Consider the following 18,131-nt stretch of genomic DNA (forward strand, 5'->3'; position numbering starts at 1 on the left):
GGTCAATCCATCAGCAGTTCGCGCAATACGCCGTTCAGAACCCGGCGCCCGGCTTGGGTCGCACGCAGGCGCGATCCGGTCAATGCAACAAGGCCCAACTCTTGCAGATGTGACAGGCGCGCGGGGTCGGGGACAAGGCCCAGACGCGCAAGCCGGGACAGGTCGCTGCCTTCAGACAGACGCAGGCTCATCATCAGGTATTCGGCGGCCTGATCTGCTGCGGGCAGGGTACTGCGCAGGGATTGGCCGGTGCCGCGCTGTTCCAACGCTTGCAGCCATGCGCCGGGGGCCAGATGGGTTTCGGTGGCCATGCGGCCTTCGGGCGTGGTGACCCGACCGTGTGCGCCGGGGCCAATGCCGATGTAGTCGCCATAGCGCCAGTAGATCAGATTGTGCCGGCTTTCGGATCCGGGTGCCGCGTGGTTCGACACCTCGTAGGCGGGCATCCCATGCGCCGCGCAGATTTCTTGCGTCAGATCATAAAGGTCCGCTGACAGGTCATCGTCGGGTAGATCGCGCAGTTTGCCACGGGCGTAGCGGTCGCCAAAGGCGGTGCCGGGTTCGATGGTCAACTGGTACGCCGAGAGATGATCAACGGCCATGGACAGGGCTTCGGTCAGTTCTGCTGACCAATCTTCGCGGCTTTGCCCCTGACGGGCATAAATCATGTCGAAGTTGACATGGTCAAACTCTTTTCGCGCAATATCAAATGCTTGACGTGCCTCGGCCACGCTGTGCATTCGGCCAAGACGGCGCAGGTCTTCGTCGCGCAGTGATTGCACCCCCATCGACACCCGCGTGATTCCGCCTTGCCGGAAGGCCCGGAATTTCCCGGCCTCGACCGAGGTTGGATTGGCTTCCAGCGTGATTTCGGGATCATTCGCCATGGGCCACAGGCGGCGGACGTCTTCCAGAATGGCGGCGACTGTATCCGGGTCCATCAGGCTGGGGGTGCCGCCGCCGAAGAACACCGTGTTCAGGACCCGGCCATGCGTTTCACGCGCCGCGCGCTGCAGTTCCGCCAGATAAGCCTTGCGCCAGCGGGTGTGGTCGATGGTGGCCGCGACATGGGAATTGAAGTCGCAATAGGGGCATTTGGCGGCGCAGAACGGCCAGTGGATGTAGAGGCCGAACCCGCCGGCCTCCCAATCGGGGCGCTCAGTCAAGCAGGCCCGCTTTCATCTTGGTGAAGGCATCGGCGCGGTGGCTCATGGAGTGCTTCTTTGCAGGATCCATCTCGCCGAAGGTTTCGGTTTCACCATCGGGCTGGAAGATCGGGTCAAAGCCGAAGCCCTGCGCGCCGCGCATCGGCCAGACAAGGCGGCCCGACACACGGCCTTCGAACAGCTGATCGGTGCCATCGGGCCAAGCCACGCAGAGCGTACAGCAGAAATGCGCGGTCCGGGGTTCCGGCGCGGCTTTCTCCTCCATCAGATCCCAGACCTTTTTCATCGCCATGGGGAAATCGCGCCCCTTGGGCGTTTCGGCCCAATCGGCGGTAAAGACCCCCGGCGCGCCATCCAGGGCATCGACCATAATGCCGCTGTCATCCGACAGGGCGGGCAGGCCCGCCGCCTTGGCTGCTGCATGCGCCTTGATGCGCGCGTTGCCGGCAAAAGTATTCTCGGTTTCCTCCGGCTCGACGAAGCCAAGCTCCTTCACCGACACGACCTCGATCCCGTAGGGCGCCATCAGCGCCCCGATCTCGCGGATTTTCCCTGCGTTGTGGCTGGCGATGACCAGCTTGTCGCCGATCCTGCCGGTCATGCGGTGGCGGCTTTCTGGGCGGCGACCAGGTCAGCCACGCCCGCTTCGGCCAGATCCAGCAGTTCGCCCATCTGGGCACGGGTGAAGGCGGCGCCTTCGGCGGACATCTGCACCTCGACCAGCTTGCCGGAACCGGTGATGACGAAGTTGCCATCGACGCCCGCATCGCTGTCCTCGGGATAGTCCAGATCCAGCACCGGCTGACCGGCGTAGATGCCACAGGACACCGCCGCGATGGGATCGACCAGCGGATCCGAGATCACGTCGCCGGCCTTCATCAGCTTGTTGACCGCAAGGCGCAGCGCGACCCAGCCGCCGGTGATTGCAGCGCAGCGGGTGCCGCCATCGGCCTGGATCACATCGCAGTCGATGGTGATCTGGCGTTCGCCCAGGGCAACGCGATCCAGCCCGGCGCGCAGGCTGCGTCCGATCAGGCGCTGGATTTCCTGGGTGCGGCCCGACTGGCCGTTCTTGGCCTCGCGCCGCATCCGGCTGTGGGTGGCGCGCGGCAGCATCCCGTATTCGGCGGTGACCCAGCCAAGACCCGAGTTCTTCAGGAACGGCGGCACCCGCTCTTCCAGCGAGGCGGTGCAGAGCACATGGGTGTCGCCCATGCGGATCAGGCAAGAGCCCTCGGCGTGGCGGGTGACATCGGTCTCGATGGACACGGGGCGAAGTTCGTTGAGTTTACGGCCGGAAGGGCGCATGACATTTCCTTGCGTTGGGATGCCGAACCCTTATCTTCGCAAGGCGGTGTGGTTCAAGCCTGCAAGGGCTGTGTGCGCGAGAACGGGACAAACGGGATGACCGACAGCAGCAAGGTTCTGCAAGATCTGAACGACCGCTCCCGCGAGGTGTTCCGGCGGGTGGTCGAAGGCTATCTGTCCAGCGGCGATCCGGTGGGCTCGCGCACGCTGACACGCTCCATGTCGGAAAAGGTCAGCGCGGCGACGATCCGCAACGTGATGCAGGACCTGGAGTATCTGGGGTTGCTGGGAAGTCCGCATATCTCGGCAGGCCGCGTGCCCACCGAAAAGGGCTTGCGCATGTTCGTGGACGGGTTTCTGGAAGTGGACCAGATGACCCTTCAGGATCGCGAGATGATCGACGCCACCGTCAAACGCTCGGACGGTGATGTGGGCGCGATTCTGGACGGCATCGGTTCGGCGCTGTCGGGGGTGACCCATGGTGCCAGCCTGGTGCTGACGCCCAAGCATGAAGCGCCGATCAAGCATATCGAGTTCGTCAGCCTTGCCGCCGACCGGGCGCTGGTGGTGCTGGTCTTTGCCGATGGCCATGTGGAAAACCGCGTGTTCACGCCGCCGCCGGGGCAGACCCCGTCATCCATGCGCGAGGCGGCAAATTTCCTGAACGCGCTGGCCGAGGGCCGCACCGTCAGCGAATTGCGCCGGGTCATGGAAAGCGAGATCAAGCGCCGCCGCCAGGAAATCGACAAGCTGGCCCGCGACCTTGTGGAAAGTGGGCTGGCGGTCTGGGATGAACAAGGCGAAGGCGCCGAGCGGCTGATCGTGCGCGGCCGCGCCAACCTGCTGGAAAGCCAGGATGCGGTTGATCTGGAGCGCATCCGCATCCTGTTCGACGACCTGGAGCGCAAACGTGATATTGCCGAGTTCCTGGACCTGACCGAAACCGGCGAGGGTGTGCGCATTTTTATCGGCTCGGAGAACAAGCTTTTTTCACTTTCGGGTTCCTCTCTGGTCGTCAGTCCCTATATGAACGCGGATCGAAAGATTATCGGCGCCGTGGGCGTGATCGGGCCGACACGTCTGAATTACGGACGGGTCGTGCCGATCGTGGATTACACGGCGCAACTGGTCGGCAGGATGATCTCCGACCGGAGTTGAGAAGGAGGGATCATGGCAGATCCGAAAGCCAAAGACGTGGGCGAAATGGAAGACATTCTGCCGGGCGTCAGCGAAGACGACCTTGTCGATCTGGACACGCTGGCCGAGCAGGACTCGCCGCAAGACGTGGAAGCGGTTGCGCTTCAAGCCGAGATTGAAACCCTGAAGGCGGAACGCGACGAATTGCACGACCGCTTCATGCGGGCGCTGGCCGATGCCGAAAACGCCCGCAAGCGTGGCGAGCGGGATCGCCGCGAGGGCGAGCAATACGGCGGCTCGAAACTGGCGCGCGACATGCTGCCGGTCTACGACAACCTGAACCGCGCCCTGCGCGCAGCACCCGAAACCGGCAGCGAGGCCGACAAGGCGCTGCTGGAAGGGGTCGAACTGACCCTGCGCGAGTTGCTGAACATCTTCGAAAAGCACGGCATCCAGCGCGTCGCGCCGGAGCGGGGCGAGAAGTTCGATCCGCAGCTGCACCAGGCCATGTTCGAAGCCCCGGTGCCCGGCACCAAGGCCGGCGAGATTATCGAGGTCATGGCCGAAGGCTTCCTGCTGCACGACCGCCTGCTGCGCCCGGCACAGGTCGGCGTATCGTCGATGCCGGCCTCCTGATCCGATCCCCATGACAGGTCGCGGCGCCCCGTTTCCCGGTGGCGCCGCAATTCGTTGGGGTGGCGCACTCCCGCCCCCTTTGCGGCCTGACGACCGCAAGGCGTTGGGCCCGGCGCTGCTGCGCGGCGCAAGATGAGTATTTATTCCAAAAAGAAATGCGGTGTATGGCCGGGCTGCCTGCAGGCAGCCTGGTTGGGGCTGTCGTTCGGCGATCAACCGTCCCGCACCATCCCGCGCAACTCGTACAGCAGGGTCAGGGCCTGGATCGGGGTCAGTTGGTCGGGGTGGACATCTGACAGTCGGTCTACAGCCGGATGGGTTTTCTCGACGGTGGGGGTGGGCGGCGGCGGCGCGGCGAACAGGGGCAGGTCGTCGAGCATCGGGGCCCGTTTGCCGCCCTCGCGGTCGCCGGCTTCCAGAGTTTCCAATACCTGCCGCGCGCGAGCGATGACCGGGGCGGGCAGGCCGGCCAGTTTCGCCACCTGCACCCCGTAGGAGCGATCGGCCGCACCGGGGCGGACCTCGTGCAGGAAGATGACCTCGCCTTCCCAATCCTTGACCGCCACGGTGGCGTTGCTGGCATGGTCCAGCTTTTCGGCCAGCGTGGTCATTTCGTGGTAATGGGTGGCGAACAGCGCCCGGCAGCGGTTTACGTTGTGCAAATGTTCCAGCGTCGCCCAGGCGATGGAAAGCCCGTCGTAGGTGGCGGTGCCGCGCCCGATTTCGTCCAGTATTACGAGGGCGCGCGCGTCGGCCTGGTTCAGGATGGCGGCGGTTTCCACCATTTCCACCATGAAGGTCGACCGTCCCCGCGCCAGATCGTCAGCGGCACCGACGCGGCTGAACAATTGCGAGACGATCCCGATGCGGGCCTCGCGCGCGGGCACGAAGGCGCCGGACTGGGCCAGCAGGGCGATCAGCGCGTTCTGCCGCAGCCAGGTGGATTTGCCTGCCATGTTGGGCCCGGTCAGCAGGCAGATGGCGGCGCCATCCCCCTCGGCGCTGAGGGCGCAATCGTTGGCGACGAAGGCTGCGCCCGACTGGCGCGACAGCGCGGCCTCGACCACCGGGTGACGTCCGGCGCGCACGTCAAAGGCGCGGCTGTCCTCCATCCGGGGGCGGGTCCAGTCGGCGCCGGCGGCCAGATCGGCGAACCCGGCGGTCAGGTCGATCTCGGCCAGCGCGCGGGCGGCGTTGCCGATCTTGGCGGCGGCGTCCAGGCAGGTGGCGCACAGACGCGCGAAGATCTGCTTTTCCAGGTCCAGCGCGTGCGAGCCTGCATTCAGCAACCCGCGCTCCAGCTCGGACAGCTCCACCGTGGTGAAGCGGATGGCATTGGCGGTGGTCTGGCGGTGGATGAAGGTTTCCGTCAGCGGTTCCGAGGTCATCTTGCCGGCATGGGTTGCCGGGGTTTCCACGAAATAGCCCAACACGTTGTTATGCTTGACTTTCAGCGAACCAATGCCGGTCAGATCCGCATATTTCGCCTGCAAGCCGGCGATCAGGCCCCGGCCCTCATCGCGGAGGGTGCGGGCCTCGTCCAGTGCGCTGTCATAGCCGCTGGCCACGAAGCCGCCGTCGCGGGCCAGCAAGGGCGGATCGGCGACAAGGGCTTCATCCAGCAGATCAGCCAGCGCCTCGTGCCCCAGCAGGTCCTGCGCGGCCCAGCCCAGACGCTCGGGCAGATCCTCGGGCAGCATCGCGGCGATGGCCCCGGCCTGGGCCAGCCCATCGCGCAGGGCGGTCAGGTCGCGCGGGCCGCCACGGTCCAGCGACAGGCGGCTGAGGGCGCGATCCATGTCGGGCGCGCGTTTCAGAGCCGCGCGCAGGTCGTCGCGCAGGCGGGGATCGTCCAGCAGGGCCTCGACCGCGTCATGCCGGCCCCGGATTTCCGCCAGGTCCTGCGAGGGCGCCGACAGCCGCCGTTCCAGCAGCCGCGCGCCGCCCGCCGTCACCGTCCGGTCCACGGTCGCCAGAAGCGAGCCGTTGCGCCCGCCCGACAGGCTTTGGGTAATCTCAAGGTTGCGGCGGGTCGCGGCGTCGATGGCCATGGCCCCGCCCGGCGCTTCACGCACCGGCGGGCGGATCAGCGGCAGTTTGCCCTTCTGGGTGATCTCCAGATAGTCGACCAGCGCGCCAAGGGCCGCGGTTTCGACCCGGTCGAACTGGCCGAAGGCGTCCAGCGTCGCCACCGCGTACAGCGCCTTCAGGCGGGCCAGCCCGCCTTCGCTGTCGAAACTGGCCGCGCCCAGCGGCACGAGGGCGGCCCCGGTTTCCTCGGCCATACCGCGCAACTCGGGCTCCAGCGCGTCGCGGCAGAGGATCTCGGGCGGCGCGAGGCGGGACAGCAGATGCGGCAGCATCACCCGCTTGCAGGGCGCCACGGTCATCTCGCCGGTGGAAATATCCACCCAGGCCAGGGCGCCGGTGCCCCGGATCTCGGCCCAGGCGGCCAGGTAATTGTGCCGCCGCGCGTCCAGCAGGCTGTCCTCGGTCAATGTGCCAGGGGTCACGACCCGCGTCACGCCGCGTTTGACCACCGCCTTGTAGCCGCGCTTTTTCGCTTCGGCCGGGTTTTCCAGCTGTTCGCAGATGGCCACGCGAAAGCCCTTGCGGGTCAGGGTCAGCAGATAGCCTTCTGCGGCATGGACCGGTACGCCGCACATGGGAATATCCGCGCCCTCGTGCTTGCCGCGTTTGGTCAGGGCGATGTCCAGCGCCGCCGCCGCAGCCACCGCATCGTCGAAGAACATCTCGTAGAAATCCCCCATCCGGTAGAACAGGATGGCATCGGGATGATCGGACTTGATCTCGAGATACTGCGCCATCATCGGCGTCATGGGGCGGCTCCGGGGCTGCGATTTGCGTCTCATGGGTGTAGTGCGTCGGGCGAAGCGGCAAAAGCCCCCATCGGCCCGATCCGCCTTATCTGCGCCTGTCTGCGCTAACACGCGTTGAGACCGCACGGTGGCTCGCGTAAGACGGCGGGAACCGACGGAGGAGACCCCGCCCATGTCCAAGACAAAGATCACGCCCGAAGACGCGCTGGCGTTTCACCTGCTGCCGCATCCGGGCAAGCTGGCGATTCAGGCCACCGTGCCGATGAGCACGCAGCGCGATCTGTCGCTGGCCTACTCGCCCGGCGTTGCGGTGCCCTGCGAGGCCATCGCCGCCGACCCGCAGGCGGCCTATGACTATACCACCAAGGGCAACACGGTGGCAGTGATCTCGAACGGGACCGCCGTGCTGGGGCTGGGCAACCTGGGCGCGCTGGCGTCGAAACCGGTGATGGAGGGCAAGGCGGTGCTGTTCAAGCGCTTTGCCGATGTGAACTCCATCGACATCGAGCTGGACAGCGAGGATCCAGAAGAGCTGATCGCCGCGATCCGGCTGATGGGGCCGACCTTCGGCGGCATCAATCTGGAAGACATCAAGGCGCCCGAGTGTTTCATCATCGAGCAGCGCCTGAAGGAAGAGATGGATATCCCGGTCTTCCACGACGACCAGCACGGCACCGCCGTGATCTGTGCCGCCGGGCTGATCAACGCGCTGCACCTGTCGGGCAAGAAGATCGAGGATTGCCGCATCGTGCTGAACGGCGCGGGCGCGGCGGGCATTGCCTGCCTGGAACTGCTCAAGACCATGGGCGCCACGCATGACAACTGCATCATGTGCGACACCAAGGGCGTGATCTATCAGGGCCGCACCGAGGGCATGAACCAGTGGAAATCGGCCCATGCCGCGCGCACCGATCTACGCACGCTGGAGGAAGCCATGCAGGGCGCCGACGTGTTCCTGGGCGTGTCGGCCAAGGGCGCGGTCACCCGCGAGATGGTCGCCTCGATGGCCGACAACCCGGTGATTTTCGCCATGGCCAACCCCGATCCCGAGATCACGCCGGAAGAAGCCCACGACGTGCGGCTGGATGCCATCGTTGCCACCGGGCGGTCGGATTATCCCAACCAGGTCAACAACGTGCTTGGGTTCCCCTATCTGTTCCGCGGCGCGCTGGACATCAACGCGCGGGCCATCAACGACGAGATGAAGATCGCCTGCGCCCAGGCGCTGGCCGAACTGGCGCGCGAGGATGTGCCCGATGAGGTCGCCATGGCCTATGGCCGCAAGCTGAGCTTCGGGCGCGACTACATCATCCCGACACCGTTTGACCCGCGCCTGATCCATCGCATTCCGCCCGCCGTGGCCAAGGCCGGCATGGACACCGGCGTGGCCCGCCGTCCGATCATCGACATGGATGGCTACAAGCGGTCGCTGAAGGCACGGATGGATCCCACCGCGTCGATCCTTGAAGGCCTGCACGCGCGGGCCCGTCAGAATCAGGCCCAGATGATCTTTGCGGAAGGCGACGATATCCGCGCCCTGCGCGCTGCCGTGGCCTATCAACGCTCGGGCCTGGGCAAGGCCCTTGTGGTGGGTCGCGAGGCAGACGTGAAAACCAAGCTGGAAGCGGCGGGATTGGGCGATGCGGTGCGCGAATTGCGCATCATCAATGCCGCCAACACCGTGCATCTGGAGGCCTACAAGGACTTCCTTTACGACCGGCTGAAACGCAAGGGGTTCGACGGGTCCGACGTGCATCGTCTGGCGGCGCGCGACCGGCATGTGTTCTCGGCGCTGATGCTGGCGCATGGCCATGGCGACGCGATGGTGACCGGGGCAACCCGGAAGTCGGCGCATGTGATGGAACAGATCAACCACGTCTTCGACGCCGATGCCGAACATGGGGTGGTCGGGGTGACGGCGCTGTTGCACCAGGGCCGGATCGTGATGATCGCCGACACGCTGGTCCATGAATGGCCCGATCAGAACGACCTTGCCACCATCGCCGAAGGCGCGGCATCGGTCGCTCGGTCGCTGGGGCTGGAGCCGCGCGTGGCCTTCGTCAGTTTCTCGACCTTCGGCTATCCGGTGTCGGAACGGGCTGAAAAGATGCACATGGCGCCGAAAGTGCTGGAAGCACGGGGTGTGAATTTCGAGTTTGAAGGCGAGATGACAGTGGATGTGGCGCTGAACATGTCCGCCATGGAGGCCTATCCGTTCTCGCGCCTGTCAGGCCCGGCCAACATCCTGGTGGTGCCGGCGCGGCACTCGGCCTCGATCTCGGTCAAGCTGATGCAGGAAATGGCGGGCGCCACGGTGATCGGTCCGATCCTGTCGGGCGTGGCAAAGCCGATCCAGCTGTGTTCGACCAATGCCACCGAGAACGACATCTTGAACATGGCGGTGCTGGCGGCATCCAAGATCGGGTAAGCACCCATGCACCGGGAAAGGGCCCCGCAGCGCGGTGCCCTTTTTTTTGAGTATTTTTTCCAAGAAGAAACAGGCCGGTCCGCAACGGGTGTGACGCCCGCGCAAGGCAGCGGCCGAGGGCAGGTCAACTGCCGGTAAAGGGCGCGGCGTCACCCCAGATGGCGCGGACGCGGGCGTCGCGGCCACAGGCGTCGCGGTATTTCTTGTAGGCGGAGGCCTTGGACTGCGGGCCGAAGCGCGTCAGGATCAGGCCGTCCTGCTTGTAGTAATCCTGATGATAGTCCTCGGCCGCATAGAAGGGGGCAGCCGCGCGCACCGGCACCTTGGTTCGACGGCCAAGATCATCCTCGGCCCGGGCAATGGCGGCCTCTGCCGCGCGTTTCTGGCCGGGGGTCTGGGCGAAGATTGCGGGGGCATAGGTGTGGCCGCGATCACAGAACTGGCCGCCGTCGTCGTAGGGATCGATGGAGCGCAGGAACAGATCCAGGATCTGGTCGTAGGAAATCACGTCTGGATCGAAGGTGATCTGCACCACTTCCGAATGGCCGGTGCCGCCGCGCGTCACCTGCTTGTAGCTTGGGTTGGCGACGGTGCCGCCGGCAAAGCCAGACACTGCGCCGGTCACGCCTTTGACCTTCTCGAAATCGGCCTCGACGCACCAGAAACAGCCGCCTGCCACCAGCGCGGTCTCTTGGCCTGCCGCACTTGCGTCGCTGGCTTGCAGGGTCAGCCCCAGGGCAATGGTCAGCGCCAGAAGCGCGGGTTTGAGGGTCGCAAGTTTGCGGAACAGGGTCATGGCATGGCCTCCTTTTCCCGAACCCTGACGCCATATGCGGCGGGTGATCAACGCTGGAATTGCGATGTCACGCAGGGTTGAGGGGCCGTGAAAGGATGCAAGCCTCTGTTATTTCCCGGCGGATCGGCTAGGGTTTTCGGTGCGGGGACAAGGGTTTCCGGGACATGATGGAGGATAGGATGAGCAAACGCGACGACCTGATTGCGGTATATGCAGAGGATCTGGCCAACAAATGCGGGGTAACCCCGGACAGCGATCTTCTGACCAAGGTGGTGATCGGTCTGGGCCCGGCGATCTACAATGCCGACAGTTCGATGGTGGCGGGCAGCGATCCGTCGGAACTGGAGACCGTGAAAAAGAACTTCCTGATGGGTAAGCTGGGTCTTGCGGACGGCCCGGAACTGACTGCCGGGATCGACGCGGTGCTGGATATCTATGGCCGGTCCGAACGCCAGAAGTACCGCGCGGTGGTCTATTACCTGCTGACCAAGCATTTCGGCAAGGAAGACGTCTACGCCTGAAGCCAAAATTTGCGAGACTTTTGAAACGATTGCGCGACAGAAGCCTTTTGCGCCGGGGGGATGGATCGGCTATCACGGTTTTGTCCTGCCAGGATGGCTGGAACCGAAATTCGAAACACGTGTGGTGCGAAAGCACGTGGGGTGAAGGGAGGTCCGGCTTGGCGGGACCTCCCTGTTTTCTTGTCCGTGTTGGTCTGGGTTTGCCCCCGGCGACCGATTGAGGCGGCGGTCAGAGCGTGCCGGCTTCTTGCAGTGCCGCGAAGGCCTCTTCGGCGGTTTCCACAAAGCGGAAAAGGTCCAGATCCTCGTCCGATATGGTCCCGGCGCGGGCCAGGGCTTCCCAGTTGACGATTTCGCGCCAGAAGGATTCGCCGAACAGCAGGATCGGGACCGGGCTCATGCGCTTGGTCGAGATCAGGGTCAGCGCCTCGAACAATTCGTCCAGGGTGCCGAAACCGCCGGGAAACACGGTGATCGCCTTGGCGCGCATCAGGAAGTGCATCTTGCGGATGGCGAAATAGTGGAAGTTGAAGCTGAGTTCCGGCGTCACATAGGGGTTCGGCGCCTGTTCGTGTGGCAGCACGATGTTCAGCCCGATGGACACGCCGCCCGCGTCCAGCGCGCCGAGGTTGCCCGCTTCCATCACCCCCGGTCCGCCGCCGGTAACCACGACGTTTTCGGTATTGCCGGTGGCGACGCTGCGCTCGGTAACCAGTCGGGCGAAGGCGCGGGCCTCGTCATAGAAATGGCTGAGCGCGCCCAGGGTCGGCGTGCGGGCCTTGTCGGCATTTTCCGGCGCGGGAATGCGCGCACCGCCGAACAGAACCACGGTGGAGCGGATGCCGGCTTCGTCCAGCGTCAGCTGACATTTCAGCAGTTCCAGTTGCAACCGCACCGGGCGCAGGTCTTCGCGGGACAGGAAATCGTTGTCGGTGAACGCCAGCCTGTGGGTGGGTGACCGGGTCTGCGGGGTGTCGGGAATGCCGCGCGCCCGCTCGATATCGTCGCGGGCATGGGGCAGGGGATGGGCCTTCTGGTCCGTCATGGGGTGTCCTCGCCACTCGATCGCGCGTCGTTGCGCCTTGGGTCTTGCCGAAGTATAGCCTTGCCGGAGCTTGAGCCAGAGTAAACGCGCGAAAGGGTCGCCCATGTCGAATGCCGCCTTGGAAACTGCCATCGAAGCTGCCTGGGAGGCACGCGACAGCATCACTCCCGAAACCAAAGGGGAAGCCCGCGATGCCATCGAAAGCACGCTGAACGCGCTGGACAGCGGCAAGCTGCGGGTTGCCGAGCGGCAGGCCAATGGAGATTGGCATGTGAACCAATGGGCCAAGAAGGCTGTGTTGCTGGGATTCCGCCTGAAGGACATGGAGAAACAGTCCGGCGGCCCGCAGGACGGTGGCTGGTGGGACAAGGTCGACAGCAAGTTTGCCGGCTGGAAGAAAAAGGACTGGAAGGCGGCCGGGTTCCGCGCCGTGCCGAACTGCGTGGTGCGCAAGTCGGCCTATATCGCCCCCGGCGTGGTGCTGATGCCGTCCTTCGTGAACCTTGGCGCCCATGTGGACAGCGGCACCATGGTGGACACCTGGGCCACCGTCGGTTCCTGCGCGCAGATCGGCAAGAACGTGCACCTGTCGGGCGGCGTTGGCATCGGCGGCGTGCTGGAGCCGATGCAGGCCGGACCGACCATCATCGAGGACAACTGCTTCATCGGTGCCCGGTCCGAGGTTGTCGAGGGCTGCATCGTCCGCGAAGGCTCGGTCTTGGGGATGGGGGTCTTCATTGGCCAGTCCACCAAGATCGTCGATCGCGAGACCGGTGAAGTCATGTATGGCGAAGTGCCCTCGGGGTCTGTCGTTGTGGCCGGGTCGATGCCGTCGAAGAACGGCGTGAACCTGTATTGCGCGGTGATCGTGAAGCGGGTGGATGCGCAGACCCGCTCCAAGACCTCGATCAACGACCTTCTGCGCGACTGATGTGCTGAGCGCCGGGGGCGGCTCCCGCCCCCGCGCGGCCCCCTGGGCCTTGCGGCGTTGGGCCGGGCGCCGCTGCGCGGCGCAAGATGAGTATTTTTGCCAAAAAGAAGAGATGGTCGCGACGGAAACCCCGGGCCGCGCCGTAACAGTCTTGTTCCATTCCGGGAGGCAAGAATGTTCAAGGACGTAACGCTTGTATTGGCCATTGCGCTGGGGTTTCTCGTGCAGGGCGGGTTCGGGATTGCGCCCCCTGTCCTCGGCTAGGGGCATTGACCCGGCCAAGCGCGCCGCATACCTCCGATCCCATGACCAAGGAAAAGAAACCTCAGCAGGTGTTCACCCTGCTTGTCGAGATCGGCCGCAAACCCGGCGATGGCTTGCCCAAGGGCGCTACCGGGGCCGCGCTGATGTGCTATGCCAGCGGTGTGGATGAGCCCGAAGCGGTGCGGGAAACCGTGGCGGTCCTGAAGCAGGCGGAGCTGGCGCCGCTGGATGTCACCGGCTATGGCACCCTTGAGGAGCGGCTGGAGCAGGGCCACGACATTTCCGACGAGGAGCGTGCCCTGATGGAGCGCGCCCTTGCCGAAAATTCGGTGATCGTGGCGCAGATGACCCCTTTCTTCGAGGATACCGTCGGAGGCCCGCATTGACCCCCGTTGATCCCGTAGCCCTGACCGCCGACCTTGTGCGCTGCCCTTCTGTCACGCCGGAAGAAGGCGGGGCGCTGGAGCTTCTGGCCGCGCTGCTGACCGAGGCGGGATTTTCCTGCACTCGGGTGGATCGCGCCGGCATTCCCAACCTCTTTGCCCGCTGGGGCGCGAAGGGCCATGCCCGCAGTTTCGGCTTCAACGGCCATACGGATGTGGTTCCGGTGGGCGACGTTGCAGCCTGGACCTGCGACCCCTTCGGGGCTGAGGTTCGCGACGGCTGGATGATGGGCCGGGGCACCACGGACATGAAGTCCGGGGTGGCGGCCTTTGTCGCGGCCGCCATTGACCTGGTGCGGCAGACGCCGCCTGACGGGGCCATCATCCTGACCATCACCGGGGATGAGGAAGGCGACGGCGTCGATGGCACCGATGCCATTCTTGACTGGATGGCCGAGCAAGGCGAAGCGATGTCGCTGTGCCTTGCCGGCGAGCCGACCTGCCCCGAAACCTTCGGCGAGATGATGAAGATTGGGCGGCGTGGGTCGCTGACCGCCTGGATCACCGCCAGCGGGGTGCAGGGGCATTCGGCCTATCCGCATCGCGCCAATAACCCGATCCCGGCGCTGGCCCGTCTGGTCGACCGGTTGTCAACGCACGCGTTGGACCAGGGTACGGCTCATTTCGATCCCTCGACGCTGGCGGTCACCGGTTTTGACACCGGCAATGCGGCCAACAATGTCATCCCGGCGCAATGCACGGCAATGGTCAACATCCGCTTCAATGATACGCACAGTTCCGATGCGCTGTTGGAGTGGCTGCGGGACGAGGCCGACAGGATCACCGCCGAGACCGGCATCACCTTCGAGACGACCAGCAAGGTGTCGGGCGAAAGCTTCATCACCCCGCCGGGAGAGTTGTCAGAACTGATCAGCCGGGCCGTGCAGGCCGAAACCGGGCTGACGCCGGTGCTGTCGACCAGCGGCGGCACTTCGGATGCGCGCTATGTGCGCAATCACTGCCCGGTTGCGGAGTTCGGCCTTGTTGGCAAATCCATGCACCAGGTGGACGAGCGGGTCGAGGTGGCGCAGATCCCGCGCCTGAAATCCGTCTACACCCGCATCCTGAAAGACTATTTCGGGTGCAACTGACCATCGACGAGGTCTCCGATCCCGCAGCCTGTTTCGCGCTGCGGCAGGCGGTTTTCGTCAAGGAGCAGGAGTTTCGCGTGGCCGAGGAATTCGATGACCTGGATGCCACGGCCCGGCATTTGTTGGCCTGCGACGGCACAACCCCCGTGGCCACGGCGCGGTTGATGATCGAGGGCAACACCGGGCGCATTGGCCGGATTTGCGTGGTCAAACCCTACCGCGGCCAGGGCGTCGGTGCGGTGCTGGTGCGTGATGCGCTGGACCGATTGCGTGCCACACCCGGGGTGCACCGTGCGGTTCTGGGGGCGCAGGTACGGGCTGCGGGGTTCTACACGGCCCTGGGATTCTCGGTCTGCGGGCCGCTCTACGACGACGGCGGCGTGCCGCATCACGACATGGAGATTGCCTTGTGACCCCTAAGCTGGTGGTCATGGTGAAAGAGCCGCGACCGGGTCGCGTCAAGACCCGTCTGGCCGCCGGGATCGGGGCAACCGCCGCCGCCTGGTGGTTCCGGCATCAGACCGCACGCCTGCTGCGCAACCTGCGCGATCCGCGTTGGCAGATGATCCTGGCTGTCGCCCCGGATCGCGAAGGGTTGCGCAGCCGCATCTGGCCTGCTGACCTGCCGCGCTGGCCGCAGGGGCGGGGCGATCTGGGTGACCGCATGGGCCGGATATTCCGCGCCCTGCCGCCCGGTCCGGTGCTGATCGTCGGGGCCGATATTCCGGGGATCACACCGGCCCTTGTCCGCGATGGTTTCCGGGCGTTGGGCGACCACGATGCGGTGTTCGGCCCGGCACAGGACGGCGGCTATTGGCTGATCGGCCTGGCGCGCCGCCGCCCGGTGCCGCCGGGGCTGTTCGACGGGGTGCGCTGGTCCAGCGAACACGCACTGTCCGACACCCTCGCCACTCTGCCCGACCACCGCATCGCCCGACTGGCGTGCCTGCGCGATGTGGACACGCTGCGGGATCTGCGCGCCCTTGCCGCCGCGGGTCAAGGATCGCGCAGCGACCGCGCGCCCCGCGCGGCCTGTCCTTGACGCGCTGCTCCCAAAACATCCTTGAACGGGTGTCTGAGACGCACAAGCGTCCCTCAGACACCTCCACAGCCGACCTGCTGAGTCGCGCAGCGACTCAGCCCGGCCCAACGCCGCACGCGTTTCTTCGAAACGCACCGCGGCGGCGGGAGCACGCCCTTTCCCGGTGACGCGCGCCGATGCCCGTGCTAGTCCAGCCTCATGACACGTATCCCCTCCAGGGACGAGATCCTCGACTGGATCGCCGCCCATCCCACGCAGAGTTCGAAACGCGACATCGCCCGTGCCTTTGGCATCAAGGGGGCCGATCGTATCCCGCTCAAGGCGCTGCTGCGCGAACTTGAGGCCGAGGGACACCTGGAAAAGCGCCGCAAGACCTATCGCGACCCGGATCGCCTGCCGCCGGTCAGTGTGTTGCAGATCCTGCCGGTGGGCGCCGAGGGCGACCTTTTCGCCCGGCCGCTGGAATGGCATGGCGAGGGGCCGGAGCCGAAGGTGCTGTTTATCCCGCGCGGCGGCGAACCGGCACTGGGGGAAGGCGACCGCATCCTCGCCCGCCTGGCCAAGATCGAGGATCAGCCTCACGCCTATGAAGCGCGTCTGATCCGGCGCATCGGCACCAACCCGCTGCGCATTCTGGGCATCTTTCGCAAGGGGGCCGAAGGCGGGCGCATCCTGCCCATCGACAAGAAATCCGACAAGGAATACCGCGTCGCCCCCGGTGCCACCCATGGCGCCAAGGATGGCGAACTGGTCGAGGGCGAGCAGGCCGGACCGCGCACCCGGCTGGGCCTGCCGTCGGCGCGGATCGTTTCCCGGCTGGGCGACCCCAGCGCGCCGCGGGCGGTGTCGCTGATCGCCATTCACGAACATGGCATTCCCGATGCTTTCCCCGATGAGGTGATCGCCGCCGCCGATGCCGCCAAGCCCGCGCCGCTGGGCAAGCGCGAGGATCTGCGCGACCTGCCGCTGGTGACCATCGACCCGGCCGATGCGCGCGACCATGACGATGCGGTCTATGCCGAGGCCGACGGCGACCCCAACAACCCCGGCGGCCATGTGGTCTGGGTCGCCATCGCTGATGTGGCCCATTACGTCACACCGGGCAGCACACTGGACCGCGAGGCCCGCAAGCGCGGCAACTCCAGCTATTTCCCCGACCGGGTGGTGCCGATGCTGCCCGACCGGCTGTCGGGCGATCTGTGTTCCTTGCACGAGGATGTGCCGCGCCCCTGCATTGCCGTGCGGATGCAGCTGGATGCAGAAGGAGAGAAGATCGGCCACCGCTTCACCCGCGCCATGATGCGTTCGGCCGCGTCGCTGACCTATGACGAGGTGCAGGCGGCGATGGATGGCGAGCCTTCGGGCCGCATCACGCCGATGATGAGCACCATCATCCGCCCGCTCTATGCCGCCTATGCCGCCGTCCGCAAGGCGCGGGAGCGTCGCCAGCCGCTGGAACTGGACCTGCCCGAACGCCGGATCGTGTTGGGCGAGGATGGCAAGGTCGCCTCGGTCGCCTTCCGGCCCCGCTTTGACGCGCACCGGTTGATCGAGGAATTCATGATCCTCGCCAATGTCTGCGCCGCTGAAACGCTGGTGGCCAAGCGCCGCCCGCTTCTGTTCCGCGTCCACGAGGAGCCCAGCCCCGAAAAGCTGGAATCCCTGCGCGAAACCGTGCAGGCGGCGGGCTTCACGCTGGCCAAGGGGCAGGTCCTGCAAACCCGGCACCTGAACCGCCTTCTGGAACAGGCCGCCGGTACCGACGAGAGCGAGCTGGTCAGCATGACCACGCTGCGGTCGATGACGCAGGCTTATTACAACCCCGAGAATTTCGGGCACTTCGGGCTGGCCCTGAAGAAGTACGCGCATTTCACCTCGCCGATCCGGCGCTATGCGGACCTGATCGTGCATCGCGGCCTGATTTCGGCGCATGGCTGGGGCAAGGACGGGCTGACGCCCGAGGATGAAGAAAACCTTGAAGAAACCGCCAAGCAGATCTCGGACACCGAGCGGCGCTCGATGCTGGCCGAACGCGACACCACCGACCGCTACCTGGCCGCCTATCTGTCGGAACGGGTCGGAACCGAGGTCGCGGGCCGGATCTCGGGCGTGGCGAAATTCGGGCTGTTCATCCGCATGGATGACACCGGCGCCGACGGGCTGGTGCCGGTGCGCACGCTGGGCGCGGAGTTCTTCCACTATGATCCCGAAAGCCAGACCCTGATGGGGTCGGACACCGGCGTTGTGCTGGGGCTGGGCCAGCGGGTCATTGTCCGCCTGGCCGAGGCCGAAGGACTGACCGGCGCCATCGGGCTGGAACTGCTGGAGGTTGAGGGCAAGGCGCTGCCGCGCAGCGGCCGGAGCTACGGCGGACGCGGCAAGCCGGTCAAGCGCAAGGTCGGCAAGGCAAAGGCGAAGGCCGCCAAGACCAAGCGAAAGGTTGCCCGCACACGACGCTGACCCCTAGCCGGAAACCACCAATT

At 65.6% G+C, this 18,131-nt stretch carries 16 protein-coding genes; 10 read left to right on the plus strand and 6 right to left on the minus strand.

Annotated elements, in window-relative coordinates; translation table 11 throughout:
• Positions 1-2: 2 nt before the first annotated feature.
• Genes hemW through rph form a run of 3 tightly spaced genes read right to left on the minus strand, consistent with a single transcriptional unit; the run spans position 3 to position 2,474 of the window.
• Positions 3-1,166 carry a radical SAM family heme chaperone HemW gene (hemW, locus tag H8B03_RS16815; RefSeq protein WP_193143063.1) on the minus strand — a complete coding sequence of 388 codons (1,164 nt, stop codon included), beginning with the start codon at positions 1,164-1,166 and terminating at the stop codon, positions 3-5.
• Complete coding sequence (gene rdgB / locus H8B03_RS16820; protein WP_193143064.1) at positions 1,159-1,767, minus strand: RdgB/HAM1 family non-canonical purine NTP pyrophosphatase; 609 nt, start codon at positions 1,765-1,767, stop codon at positions 1,159-1,161. The genes hemW and rdgB overlap by 8 nt, the downstream gene beginning before the upstream one ends.
• Positions 1,764-2,474 (minus strand): ribonuclease PH, encoded by a 711-nt coding sequence (gene rph / locus H8B03_RS16825; RefSeq protein WP_193143065.1) that lies wholly within the window; start codon positions 2,472-2,474, stop codon positions 1,764-1,766. The genes rdgB and rph overlap by 4 nt, the downstream gene beginning before the upstream one ends.
• Positions 2,475-2,570: 96 nt before the next feature.
• Between rph and hrcA the strand changes: the two genes are divergently transcribed.
• Positions 2,571-3,632 carry a heat-inducible transcriptional repressor HrcA gene (gene hrcA, locus H8B03_RS16830; protein ID WP_193143066.1) on the plus strand — a complete coding sequence of 354 codons (1,062 nt, stop codon included), beginning with the start codon at positions 2,571-2,573 and terminating at the stop codon, positions 3,630-3,632.
• A 12-nt stretch (positions 3,633-3,644) separates the two neighbouring features.
• The gene (locus H8B03_RS16835; protein ID WP_193143067.1) at positions 3,645-4,247 is read left to right on the plus strand and encodes a nucleotide exchange factor GrpE; all 603 of its coding nucleotides are present in this window, start codon (positions 3,645-3,647) and stop codon (positions 4,245-4,247) included.
• A gap of 212 nt (positions 4,248-4,459) precedes the next feature.
• On the opposite strand, the gene mutS is transcribed toward H8B03_RS16835, so the two are convergent.
• Positions 4,460-7,087, minus strand: a complete 2,628-nt coding sequence (gene mutS, locus H8B03_RS16840; RefSeq protein ID WP_226926061.1) for a DNA mismatch repair protein MutS — start codon at positions 7,085-7,087, stop codon at positions 4,460-4,462.
• A gap of 172 nt (positions 7,088-7,259) precedes the next feature.
• Between mutS and H8B03_RS16845 the strand changes: the two genes are divergently transcribed.
• Complete coding sequence (locus H8B03_RS16845) at positions 7,260-9,515, plus strand: NADP-dependent malic enzyme (RefSeq protein WP_193143068.1); 2,256 nt, start codon at positions 7,260-7,262, stop codon at positions 9,513-9,515.
• A 124-nt stretch (positions 9,516-9,639) separates the two neighbouring features.
• On the opposite strand, the gene msrA is transcribed toward H8B03_RS16845, so the two are convergent.
• On the minus strand, positions 9,640-10,311 hold the full coding sequence (msrA, locus tag H8B03_RS16850) for a peptide-methionine (S)-S-oxide reductase MsrA (RefSeq protein WP_193143069.1): 672 nt from the start codon (positions 10,309-10,311) through the stop codon (positions 9,640-9,642).
• Positions 10,312-10,490: 179 nt separating this feature from the next.
• Between msrA and H8B03_RS16855 the strand changes: the two genes are divergently transcribed.
• Entirely contained in the window at positions 10,491-10,832 is a 342-nt protein-coding gene (locus tag H8B03_RS16855) for a DUF2853 family protein (RefSeq protein WP_193143070.1), read from the plus strand.
• A 229-nt stretch (positions 10,833-11,061) separates the two neighbouring features.
• Here the strand turns inward: H8B03_RS16855 and H8B03_RS16860 are convergent, their stop codons facing one another.
• Complete coding sequence (locus H8B03_RS16860; RefSeq protein ID WP_193143071.1) at positions 11,062-11,877, minus strand: LOG family protein; 816 nt, start codon at positions 11,875-11,877, stop codon at positions 11,062-11,064.
• Between the two features lie 103 nt (positions 11,878-11,980).
• Here H8B03_RS16860 and dapD point away from each other — a divergent pair, with 103 nt between their 5' ends.
• The 6 genes from dapD to rnr all read left to right on the plus strand — a co-directional run bounded on the left by dapD (position 11,981) and on the right by rnr (position 18,108).
• On the plus strand, positions 11,981-12,808 hold the full coding sequence (gene dapD / locus H8B03_RS16865; RefSeq protein WP_193143072.1) for a 2,3,4,5-tetrahydropyridine-2,6-dicarboxylate N-succinyltransferase: 828 nt from the start codon (positions 11,981-11,983) through the stop codon (positions 12,806-12,808).
• A 305-nt stretch (positions 12,809-13,113) separates the two neighbouring features.
• A complete protein-coding gene (locus tag H8B03_RS16870; protein ID WP_193143073.1) occupies positions 13,114-13,458 on the plus strand; it encodes a hypothetical protein in 345 nt (114 codons plus the stop codon).
• Positions 13,455-14,606: a succinyl-diaminopimelate desuccinylase gene (dapE, locus tag H8B03_RS16875; protein ID WP_193143074.1), complete on the plus strand. Its 1,152-nt coding sequence runs from the start codon at positions 13,455-13,457 to the stop codon at positions 14,604-14,606. The genes H8B03_RS16870 and dapE overlap by 4 nt, the downstream gene beginning before the upstream one ends.
• Positions 14,597-15,019 (plus strand): GNAT family N-acetyltransferase, encoded by a 423-nt coding sequence (locus H8B03_RS16880; protein ID WP_193143075.1) that lies wholly within the window; start codon positions 14,597-14,599, stop codon positions 15,017-15,019. The genes dapE and H8B03_RS16880 overlap by 10 nt, the downstream gene beginning before the upstream one ends.
• 17 nt (positions 15,020-15,036) lie before the next feature.
• Positions 15,037-15,648 (plus strand): TIGR04282 family arsenosugar biosynthesis glycosyltransferase, encoded by a 612-nt coding sequence (locus tag H8B03_RS16885; RefSeq protein WP_226926081.1) that lies wholly within the window; start codon positions 15,037-15,039, stop codon positions 15,646-15,648.
• Between the two features lie 198 nt (positions 15,649-15,846).
• Positions 15,847-18,108 (plus strand): ribonuclease R, encoded by a 2,262-nt coding sequence (gene rnr / locus H8B03_RS16890; RefSeq protein WP_193143077.1) that lies wholly within the window; start codon positions 15,847-15,849, stop codon positions 18,106-18,108.
• The last annotated feature ends 23 nt before the right edge of the window (positions 18,109-18,131 follow it).

The organism is Meridianimarinicoccus sp. MJW13 (assembly GCF_014901205.1).
Taxonomy (GTDB): Bacteria; Pseudomonadota; Alphaproteobacteria; order Rhodobacterales; family Rhodobacteraceae; genus Meridianimarinicoccus.

Coding starts and splice junctions, on each gene's coding strand:
- rdgB (WP_193143064.1), bottom strand. CDS start 1,767: ATGACCGGCAGGATCGGCGACAAGCTGGTCATCGCCAGCCACAACGCA.
- rph (WP_193143065.1), bottom strand. CDS start 2,474: ATGCGCCCTTCCGGCCGTAAACTCAACGAACTTCGCCCCGTGTCCATC.
- hrcA (WP_193143066.1), top strand. CDS start 2,571: ATGACCGACAGCAGCAAGGTTCTGCAAGATCTGAACGACCGCTCCCGC.
- H8B03_RS16835 (WP_193143067.1), top strand. CDS start 3,645: ATGGCAGATCCGAAAGCCAAAGACGTGGGCGAAATGGAAGACATTCTG.
- mutS (WP_226926061.1), bottom strand. CDS start 7,087: ATGACGCCGATGATGGCGCAGTATCTCGAGATCAAGTCCGATCATCCC.
- H8B03_RS16845 (WP_193143068.1), top strand. CDS start 7,260: ATGTCCAAGACAAAGATCACGCCCGAAGACGCGCTGGCGTTTCACCTG.
- msrA (WP_193143069.1), bottom strand. CDS start 10,311: ATGACCCTGTTCCGCAAACTTGCGACCCTCAAACCCGCGCTTCTGGCG.
- H8B03_RS16855 (WP_193143070.1), top strand. CDS start 10,491: ATGAGCAAACGCGACGACCTGATTGCGGTATATGCAGAGGATCTGGCC.
- H8B03_RS16860 (WP_193143071.1), bottom strand. CDS start 11,877: ATGACGGACCAGAAGGCCCATCCCCTGCCCCATGCCCGCGACGATATC.
- dapD (WP_193143072.1), top strand. CDS start 11,981: ATGTCGAATGCCGCCTTGGAAACTGCCATCGAAGCTGCCTGGGAGGCA.
- H8B03_RS16870 (WP_193143073.1), top strand. CDS start 13,114: ATGACCAAGGAAAAGAAACCTCAGCAGGTGTTCACCCTGCTTGTCGAG.
- H8B03_RS16885 (WP_226926081.1), top strand. CDS start 15,037: ATGGTGAAAGAGCCGCGACCGGGTCGCGTCAAGACCCGTCTGGCCGCC.
- rnr (WP_193143077.1), top strand. CDS start 15,847: ATGACACGTATCCCCTCCAGGGACGAGATCCTCGACTGGATCGCCGCC.